The following is a 10,560-nucleotide window of genomic DNA, read 5'->3' on the forward strand; positions in this document are numbered from 1 at the left end:
AAGGGATGTTCAAAGAATAGCAGAAAACAAAAGTGCTTACGAAGGGTGGAAAGCCTATATCCAAGAAAAGGAGAGTGGAAAATAAATGGCTACTCCTTCAAAAGAAACCATAATTAAATTTAAGGCTGACACCGCTGATTATAAATCTAAGATAAACGAAATGAATCAGGCGAATAGAGCCTTAACACAAGAGTTAAAGTTAGCTCAAACACAAATGAAGTTAACCGGAACTGATGTTGATAAATATAAGACTTCGTTATCCACACTTGAGAAGCAATATGATATCGCTAAAAACAAAACAAGAGAGACAGCGGAACAACTTCAAAGAACAAAACAAGTGTGGGGAGAAAATGCAACAGAAACAAAGAAGGCTGAAGAAGCGTTACGACGTGCACAAATTGCTGAAACTGAAATTTCTAACAAAATAAAAACTACTACCGAATCATTAAAAGAAGCTAAACAAGCTGAAGCATTACGAAATAGTGAAATAGGTAAGTCAAAGCAAGCGTTAGAAGGTTTGAAAACAGCCCATTCCAGTTTAAAAACTGAAGCTGATAAATTAAAATCGGCGTACGATCTCCAAGCAGCTTCACTAGGAAAGAACGCTTCGGAAACTTCCAAGACGAAATTACAATATGACTATTTAAAGCAAGCGCAACAAAACGCTGGTGAACAGTCTCGAAATTTAGCGCAACAATTAAATAATGCTAAAACTGCATTCGGCGCTGGATCTGAAGAAGTTAAAAGGTTAGAAACCGAATTAAATAGGGCAAGACAAGCTGAATTTGAACTAGGCAGAGAAACGCAAGCTCTAGAAAGAAGAGTTGGAGACAGCTTTAAAACTGCTAAATCACACGTTCAAGAATTCGGTAACAAAGTAAAAGAAGTCGGTCAAAGTGTTTCTAGTGTAGGAAAAGACATGTCAATGAAAGTGACAACTCCTATAGCTGGCGCCATGGGTTACGCTGCAAAAGAAGCATCGAAATTCCAACATGAAATGGCTGATATTCGAAAAGAGGTAAACGCAACAGGGTTAACTTCTCAACAAGTTAACGACGTTATGAGCAGAATGTGGGATAGTTCCCTTGCTAACTCTCAAAAGTTTGGTGTTAGTACCGAAAAAATAAATGAAGGTTTACTTGTGTTAGTTAAAGACGGTTACACAGCAGAAGAAGCGATGCGAATCATGACTGTTTCTCTCCATACTGCCCGTGGCGCGAATGAAGATTTATCAAAAACTGTGGACGGATTAGGATCTGCTTATGAAGCTACAGGACAAAAAACAAATAACGCTGAGCAGAATATAGCTGGTATCAATAAGATGGCTGACATATTCGCTTATACAGCTAACCATACAAAAGCTAGCGTTCATTCTCTAACAGAAGCAATGTCAATTATCGGGCCAACTGCAAATTCAGCTGGACAAGATTTATCAACAACCGCTTCTGCTGTAGGTTTATTACAATCTAATGGTATTGAAGCGTCTGTAGCGGCAAGGGCTTTGAAATCTGGTTTCGTTAACTTAACTAAGCCAACAAAGGCTATGTCTAAAGCTATGGCGAAAATGGGATTCAGTGCATTTGATGCAAACGGACAAATGAAACAATTACCTCAAGTCATGGACGAAATTGAACACGGTTTACAAGGAATGACACAAGAACAACAAAACGCTACAATCGCTACAATATTCGGTAAAGAACATTTAGCATCGTGGCAAATACTTGTTCATAGTGGCGGCGAAAAGCTTAAAAAAATGTCTGATGATGCCCGAAATGCTACCGGAGAGGTTAAACATTTATCTGAACAAATGGAGGACACACCGGAAAATAAATTCAAAGAATTACAACAAACACTTCATACTTTAGCCGTACAATTCGGGACTGAAATATTACCTGCGTTAATGCCTGTTGTTGAAAAATTAAAAGAATTAATGGACTGGATTTCTAAACTTGATCCTAAAACTAAACAAACAATCGTAATTATTGCGGCATTAGCGGCGGCAATTGGCCCGTTATTAATAGTCATAGGAGCTACGATAACAGCCATAGGGACGATAATAACCGCCGTCGGTTCGGTAATTGGTTTTATCGGTACTCTAATAGGTTGGATTTCAGCTATAGCTGAAGCGATAGGGATAGTAGTCACCGTAATAGCTGCATTTGTTGGCGCTCCTGTCGCATTAGTTGTAGCCGCAATAGCTGCAATAATAGCAGCAGTCGTAGCAGTTATAGCTATATTTAACAACTGGGGAGGTATTACAGATTGGCTTAAAGAAAAATGGAGCCAATTTTCAACATGGATGTCAGAATTGTGGACAACAATTAGCGATGCTTGTTCTAAAGGTTGGGATAATGTAGCCCAATCGATTCAAATGGCATGGGATATGATATCGCACTGGTTTAGTCAACAATGGGAAGAGTTTAAAAATAATTGGAATAACTTTTGGGCTGAAGTTGGCAACATAGCAAATGAAATGTGGACAACAACGATTGAATGGTTTTCAAGTACATGGGATTCGTTCAAACAAATTTGTTCTGACGCATGGGAAGCTGTAAAATCAGGTTTCTCAGCATTCTGGGAAGGTTTGAAAGAGATCGTGCAAATAGCTTGGAATATTCTATTCCAAATCATAACATTCCCTTTACAGTTGTTATTAACTGCTTTCATTTTAGGATGGGAATTAATAAAAGAACCGGTAACACAATTCTGGGAATGGATTAAACCTTACATCGAAGAAGCTTGGAATGCTATTTCCTCTACTTTTATAGAATATAGAGATATGTTAGTTAACACTATCACAGAATTGTGGAATGCAATCACAAGTGCAACCAGTACAGCGTGGAATTGGATTACTAATATAATCCGTGAAGCATGGCAATGGATTACTGATACTGTAAATGAAGTTTTGGGCCCTATAAAACTTAAAATACAGGAAGGTTGGAATTACGTATTAAATATAACATCAAAGGCGTGGAACGCGGTTTCGACGTTTATTTCTGATGTTTGGAAAGAGATCGTTGGATATATTGGGAACAAGATAAATAAAGCAACAGATACTGTTACAAGTGGTTGGACTTCAACTAAAAATACAACATCCAACAAATGGAATGAAATAACTTCTACTATTTCGAGAGTTTGGAATACGATAACTTCGAATATTAGCAATGCTGTAAATGAAGTGAAAAGCAGAATTGAAGGCGCTTGGAATGTAGTTTATGTCATAACTTCGGGCATTTGGAATAATGTCGTATCTAATGTAACTGGTGCTTGGGATAGGTTGTCTTCTGGCGTGTCTGGAACGTTCAATTATATCTCTAACATCGTTCGTAGCAATTGGAGTTATGTTTCAGATATCCTTCAAAGCGTTTACAAACCGATTAATAGTGTGATTGATTTCTTTTATGGTCTTTGGAATTCAATTATTAAAGTAATGAACGGTATTATCGATACAGTTTCCAGAGCGTGGAATAAAGCTGGTGGCATTTTAAACAAATTAAATCCATTTAGCAGTTCTTATTCTATAAGTGTTAACGATAATACAGGAAATCAAGGAATTGCCCCAGCATCATTCGCAGCGCCTGCATCGTTTGCCGCGCCAAGGGCATTAGCTGTTAATTTAAATCAAGGCGTTCCATTAGCTCCATTCTCTTCTGGAGGTGCACTAGGAGATACGGTACAAAGGATTACTAAAACAATAGGTGGCAATGGTATTCTTTCTAATTTACCTAACATTGTTAACAATTCATTGTCATTGAGTAAAGGTGTTAACGCTAATCAGCAACAACAACCACAAGAAATTAAAAATGAAGTGACTTTTAATACAACTGTTAAAAATGAAAGTGATCTAAATAAAATGTTTGAAAAAGCTGATGATTGGTTTGCAAAGAAAGGACAAATGTTAAATATCGGTATAGGGAGGGCGCGACGTGGTTGATATTCGAATAAATGAAATATTAGGACGTGACTATCTTCTTTGTATGGTAGAGCGCCCTGACATACCAACAGCAAAAGAAAAAATAGAGTTTATTGAAGTTCCTGGTAGAGAAAACGGATCATTAACAAAGAAAAATGGTTATGAAGACGTTACTTTCAAGATTGACTTTAACTTGTTAGAAGATTATAATATCAAACCATTGTTACGACGTATAAAAGCATGGCTATTGAACGCTAAAACCCTTTCTTTTACAGATGATAACGTTTATAGAAAAATAAAAAGTGTGGAAATAGGTAATATCGCTAATGAAATAGAAGAATATGGACAATTCGAAGTTACTTTTGTAGCTGATCCATTCGAATACGCTATTCTACAACCTTTGGAAATAACTAAGACAACTACTCTTGTAAACTCGGGCACTAAGTATTCATTACCTAAAATAACGATTTATGGTAGTGGATCAATTACTGTTACGATAAATGATGTTTCATTCTTAATTAAAAATGTAAATAGTTCAGTAGTAATTGATTCCGAGTTAAAAGAAGCATATTCGAACACTACGCCGATGAATAGTAATATGATCGGTAATTTTCCCGCATTCTCTGAAGGTGCAAACACAATAAAATGGACTGGAACTGTTACAAAGTTACAAATTGACCCGAGGTGGCGTTACTTATGATTACATTATATAAACCAACTGAAACAGATTTTACTCACAATGGTATAGGTATTTTAGACGATAATATTTACGATGCAGTTATTGAAGAAGAATTAAATGGTTTATATGTCTTAAGTTTTAAATATCCGTTATTCGCTCCGCATGGATTAGAAATAGGTGGTCAATGTTTAATCAAAGCGCCAACACCTGATGGCAATCAATTGTTTCGTGTAGCACGACCTGCACCTTCTATGGGTGAATTACACGTATTTTGTTATCACGTATTCTATGATCTCGTTGATAACTTGATTGAAGATACATTTATTCAAGAAAAGGACGGACAAGCAGCATTACAACAAATGAAAGAACGTATGCAATATAACACTAATTTTAATTTCATTAGTGATATCAATACAATTTCTAGTTCTCGTTTGGTTAGAAAAAACCCAGTCGAAGCAATACTTGATAACAGCCAGGACAACTCTTTTCTTAGTCGTTGGGGCGGGGAATTAAAAAGGGATAATTTCACCGTCCACATGCTAAGAGAACGTGGAAAAGATCGCGGTGTTGTTATTCAACACAAAAAAGATTTATTAGGATATGAAGGCGATGTTGATTGGCAAGGTGTTATAACTCGAATGATGCCTAAAGGTTTTGATGGACTACTGTTACCAGAAAAGTACGTGGAAAGCTATAACGCTAGTAAATATATTAAACCTAAAATTAGAGTTATTGAATTTGAACACATTAAAGCAGCTATTGGTGATTATGCTGACGACGAAGACGCAGTTCCGTTACCACAAGCATATGAAATGTTACGCAATGCCGCAAAAAAAATGTACGATGAACAACATGTTGATTATCCAAAAGCGACATATAAAGTAGAGTTTCAAGAGCTATCTCAAACTGAAGAGTATAAAGATTTGGCGGTATTACAACGTGTATATATGGGAGATACAGTAACAGTTATACATGAAGAAGACGGTTTCGAAATTGAAGCTAAAGTTAATCATTACAAATACGACCCGATCAATGAAGAGTATATCGAATTGACATTAGGCAATTTTAAAGAGTCATTCGTTGATATAACAGGCAGAGTTGATAATGTTGAGAATAACTTCAATGATATTAGAGATAGCGTCAATGGTATTAAAAACAACGTTAAAGGAATGGAAAAATCAATATTAGAACAAGCACGCGAAAATGCTACGAATTTAATCAATAGCGGTTTCGGTGGCCATGTTCGTATATATCCAGAAAGAATTTTGATTATGGATACAGCTGATGAAAGAACCGCTAAAAAAGTGTGGCAATGGAATATCAATGGATTTGGTTATTCCTCCACAGGCATTAATGGACCCTATAATACGGCAATCACAATGGATGGAAGGATTGTCGCTGATTTCATTACAACGGGTGTACTAAACGGTAACTTAGTACGTGGTGGAGAGATAGTTGGTTCTACAGTACGGACAGACAACGGTACTAACTATGTACACATCCAAAAACAATTCATACGCTTGATGGAATCGAATTTAACGCGAATGTTTATTGGTTATTACAAAAGAGCTGTTGATAGCCAAATACAACCAACAATACTTATGCATGATGATGTGGATACATCACGTTTCCGCGATGGTACTTTAACAATATCTCAATTCCCAGTGAAAGGAGAAAATTACTATACCGGTAGCTTTGGTATTGTTAAAGGTTATGATGCGGATCAAACTCCACATTATTGCGCTAAATTAAATGTGGATACAAAAGGGGATGTATCTCTTAATGGAGATAACTATATTTATATTACTGGTAATAATGGAGTTACCCTAAGGTCTGATAAACAATTTAGCGCTTATACTAATACAATTCGTTTAGATTCTGTTAGCCACGTAGATATTCTTACTGGTGGGGCTTTGTTTATGAAAAGTAATCAGAATACAGAGGTCAATTCTGGTGGGCATACAATTATCACTTCTGGAAAAGGTATAAGTCAGTATGCAAAGAATGGATCATATTGGGTTGAAGTAGCCAACGGTGCTACCTTCACAGTATCTAATCCATCGAACGCATTTTGGATAGACTCTGCTGGTGGAATAACATTAAAAGGTGGATCTAAATCCGTATGGATGGACAGTCAGTCTTCCATTGTATTCAACTTAAAAGGTAAAAATATGCTTGATATAGTTGCAACACCCAACGCTGAAACAGACCTTCGATTCCAAACAGTAATGCTACGAAATGGCAACGTTGAGGGATATAAAACACTTCAGGTTAAAAATGGGTCGGGAAGTGCATATAACGCTGTTACGGCATCAGCTTTCCAAACAGCATCGAAACGTGAATACAAAACAAATATTCGTAACGTGCAGTTTAGTGCAATAGAAAAAATTATGGCACTTCAAATCCAACAATATAACTTGAAAACAGATATAGAAGACTTATATGAGAAGCGAATGAATCGTGTTGAAGGGGACCCAATTCTTACAACAAACGATATAGAAACTCACTATGGGTGGATTGCAGATGATGAAAATACTCCTGATTGTTTTGTTACAAAGACAAGAAATGCAGCTGAAATATATTCTTCAGTAGCAATTCAAATAAAGGCATTTCAAGAAGAAAAACAAGCTAAAGATGCTGAAATTCAAGAGTTAAAAGAAGAAAATAAACAAATGAACCGTAGAATTGAAGTTTTAGAACAACTGTTACTTCAAAATTTAATTGATAAGAAACCAGAGCAGCTATAGGCTGTTTTTTAATTTGCATAAAATACGGCTTTTATAAGAAAAGAGGGACAAATAGATGTCTCTCTTTTTATTTTGAAATGAGGTGGTCAAAGTGGAAGGATTACAAGAAGTAAGAAGTGATGTTCAAGAAATCAAGCAAGAGATCAAGGACATTCGTTTAGAGATTAAAGGGTTAGAAATACGAACAACAGGTAACGAGAAGGATATTGATAACATCAACAAGCAGTTAGATAAAATCAGTGCCAATACTACCTGGATTTTGCGACTTATAGTTGGCGGAATTGTTGGTGGCATTCTCACTTTCTTAATGAAAGGAGGTGGTATGTAATGTTTGAAATTACTGTAATGATTGGAATTGTAGTTGGTCTTTCACAAATTGGAAAAACAATTGGATTACAAACAAAATATGTTCCGTTATTAAATTTAACGCTTGGCATTGTGCTAGGCGTTTTATTTTTGGACGGAGATATCAAAACAAATGTATTTCAAGGAATCATCATTGGACTGTCAGCGAGTGGATTATTTGACCACACAAAAATTATGAAGAAGGATGTTGATGCTAAATGAAAAAGACAATGAAACATATTACCTCGTTCCTTATGATTCTAGTACTTGCTGTCTCTTTTGCTACAAGTGCTTTTGCTGATAGAACACTTATTATTCCTGATTTACCAAAACAACCATACCGTTATGGTGTAGGCGCTTATGAGGGTGTTGTAGCACATTCTACAGCAACTCCAGAAGCTCCAGCTATTAACATTCAAAAATATGAGTCTCGAACATGGAGAAATGCATTTGTTCACTATGCAGTCGATTGGGATGAAGTGATCCAAATTGCTGATACAAAATATATTGCTTATGGTGGCGGTCCTGCTGCTAATAAACGATTTGTACATGTTGAGTTATGCGAAACAGCGGACTATACAAAATTCAAACGCAGCTATGACAAATACGTTAAGTTACTAGCTAAAATCTTACGTGACCGTGGGTTATCTGTAGAAAAAGGACTATGGACACATAGCGATGTAACTCATTACCTTGGCGGTACAGATCATGAAGATCCAATTGATTACTTAAAGTCTCATGGCGTTTCAGAAGCTCAATTTAGAGCAGATGTACAACGAGCATACAATAATTCTAGTGTGGACGTTTCTGTTCCTGAGAAGCCATCTAAACCATCGGAAGTACCAACAGCAGTAACAGACGGTATCGCCTATATTGAAGGTTATAACGTTAACTTACGTAAAGGACCAGGTACAAACTATTCTAAGATTCGTCAGTTGAACAAACCAGAATCTTATATTGTGTGGGCTGAAAAAGACGGGTGGTTAAATCTTGGTGGAGATCAGTGGATTAAGAACGATCCATCTTATGTGAAGTTTAATAAGAAAAGTACAGTAGATTCTTCTATTGTTGGAAAGCGTGTTGTTTCAAAAGTTAACAATCTACGTTTCTATGATGCTCCATCTTGGCAGGATAAAGATGTGGCTGGTTCTGTAGATGCAGGATTAGGATTTACAATTGATGCGAAAGTTAATGTGAATGGTTCATCACAATACAAAGTACACAACAGTAAAGGTAAAACATATTATGTAACTGCAAATGAAGCCTATGTGTATGTGAAGTAAAAAAACAAGAGCCGTCCTGTTGGGCGGCCTTTTTTTAGTTCTATATAATTAAAATTTACTTTTAGATAATGCTTTTAGTATTCGATTAACAATCCTACTGATTAAGCGAAATCCTCTAAATATCGACTGAAAAAACTTCATCGCATCATCTCTCTAGGGTTAGGTAAATAATAACGATTTTGGAATATAATCGGAAGATTGTTTTTCTAATTGTATCTAAAAGAGTGGAGTGTTTATTATACAACAATTCATTAAATTTAAATTCTGTATTTAATTCAAAGGTCTGTATTGTACAAAGTTTATATGGTGTGGGACTGGAATTTAAAATCAATGCAATAGTAAATGTAAATGGTGCAACACAATATAAAGGCTAAATATTTTATATCATAGAAAATTCAAAGTTAATTGCTGTGAAGTAAAGAGAAATTCACTTTTATAAGGAGGAATATTCTTGTTTACTATTCTAGTTTATCTGACTTAATAAATAGAAAATTATCGTAATTTTTGGTAAGGAAATTATCAAGATTTTTCATAGAAAATTCCTCTAAAAATATTATCTGAATTTTCAAAATAAATAGTGAGGACGTTTGTTTTTATATCAATAGTGATCAAGTCTAAGCAAATTGTAATCAAAAACATAGTCTATCTTATAAAGCAGTGAGGCAGTTTTAAAATAAGATGAAATTTACTTTACTAGTTTTCATTTCATATAGTAAGTAGGTTTGATTCAAAAAGACTTCTTCACTACTTTATAAATTTTAAAGGAAAGGTTGATGAAAATGGCAGAACATCATGAAGATGAAATCCGTACTTTGTTACGCGCATTTCAACTAGTAGGAGCAAGAGTTGTATTATTTTTACCTTCATTCCACGTAGAAGGTCTTATTACTCGAATCGGAGAAACTTTTGTTACGCTTCGTCGTGGTAATGGAGAAGGCGTAGAAGTAGAAAGTAATGATAATGGAAATGCACTTGAAAATCCTAACCAAATTAGTGTCAAAATTAGTAGTATTTTATCAGTTAGTGATGATCGAGGAGCGTAACTAGCAAACTTAAAAATGCACTAGGTATTTGTAATCCTAGTGCATTTTTTTAATATTATATAAAATTAAAATAAACGATTTATTAAATAAGGAATTTAAAATTAATTACATACAAGACTAGTGATAGTGCAATTACCTAAAATATAAGTAATATCAAGATTTTAGGTAATTGCACTATCACTTTTATACAAGTCATGTTTACAATATAATACAAACTTTTATAGGAGGGGATTATATGTGTAAGTTCTGTACAAATCAAAAAAATACTAAATTTAAATTATTTGATATAAAACCTATCCCGTTTTTTATTCCACCAAAATCTTTTGCATATTCATCGGAGCTTCAGGAATCACCTGATATTTCAACAAAACCAATAAGGTCTCAAGAATCCGCTGGTGCTTCTGCAAAACCAATAAGACCTCAAGAATCCGCTGGTGCTTCTGCAAAACCAATAAGACCTCAAGAATCCGTTGGTGCTTCTGCAAAACCAATAAGACCTCAAGAATCCGTTGGTGCTTCTGCAAAACCAATAAGACCTCAAGAATCCGGT

General features: G+C 35.3%; 7 protein-coding genes and 1 pseudogene. All 8 read left to right on the forward strand.

Annotated elements, in window-relative coordinates:
- The first annotated feature begins 85 nt into the window (after positions 1-85).
- Positions 86-3,934, forward strand: coding sequence for a phage tail tape measure protein (locus AC1Q8M_RS09255; RefSeq protein ID WP_492334138.1), 3,849 nt, complete (start codon positions 86-88; stop codon positions 3,932-3,934).
- The gene (locus AC1Q8M_RS09260) at positions 3,927-4,613 is read left to right on the forward strand and encodes a phage tail protein (protein WP_492334139.1); all 687 of its coding nucleotides are present in this window, start codon (positions 3,927-3,929) and stop codon (positions 4,611-4,613) included. Before AC1Q8M_RS09255 ends, AC1Q8M_RS09260 begins: the two co-directional genes overlap by 8 nt.
- Complete coding sequence (locus AC1Q8M_RS09265) at positions 4,610-7,339, forward strand: phage tail spike protein (protein ID WP_492334140.1); 2,730 nt, start codon at positions 4,610-4,612, stop codon at positions 7,337-7,339. Before AC1Q8M_RS09260 ends, AC1Q8M_RS09265 begins: the two co-directional genes overlap by 4 nt.
- Positions 7,340-7,430: 91 nt before the next feature.
- Positions 7,431-7,667, forward strand: a complete 237-nt coding sequence (locus tag AC1Q8M_RS09270) for a hemolysin XhlA family protein (RefSeq protein ID WP_097952101.1) — start codon at positions 7,431-7,433, stop codon at positions 7,665-7,667.
- Positions 7,667-7,906, forward strand: coding sequence for a hypothetical protein (locus AC1Q8M_RS09275; RefSeq protein ID WP_016108980.1), 240 nt, complete (start codon positions 7,667-7,669; stop codon positions 7,904-7,906). The genes AC1Q8M_RS09270 and AC1Q8M_RS09275 overlap by 1 nt, the downstream gene beginning before the upstream one ends.
- Positions 7,903-8,967 carry an N-acetylmuramoyl-L-alanine amidase gene (locus AC1Q8M_RS09280; RefSeq protein WP_098361624.1) on the forward strand — a complete coding sequence of 355 codons (1,065 nt, stop codon included), beginning with the start codon at positions 7,903-7,905 and terminating at the stop codon, positions 8,965-8,967. Before AC1Q8M_RS09275 ends, AC1Q8M_RS09280 begins: the two co-directional genes overlap by 4 nt.
- Before the next feature lie 773 nt (positions 8,968-9,740).
- Positions 9,741-10,010 (forward strand): hypothetical protein, encoded by a 270-nt coding sequence (locus AC1Q8M_RS09285; RefSeq protein ID WP_016512752.1) that lies wholly within the window; start codon positions 9,741-9,743, stop codon positions 10,008-10,010.
- A 235-nt stretch (positions 10,011-10,245) separates the two neighbouring features.
- A pseudogene (locus AC1Q8M_RS09290) lies at positions 10,246-10,560 on the forward strand (hypothetical protein); the annotation flags it as partial.

This window comes from Bacillus sp. GW823-FHT06A10, assembly GCF_058795375.1.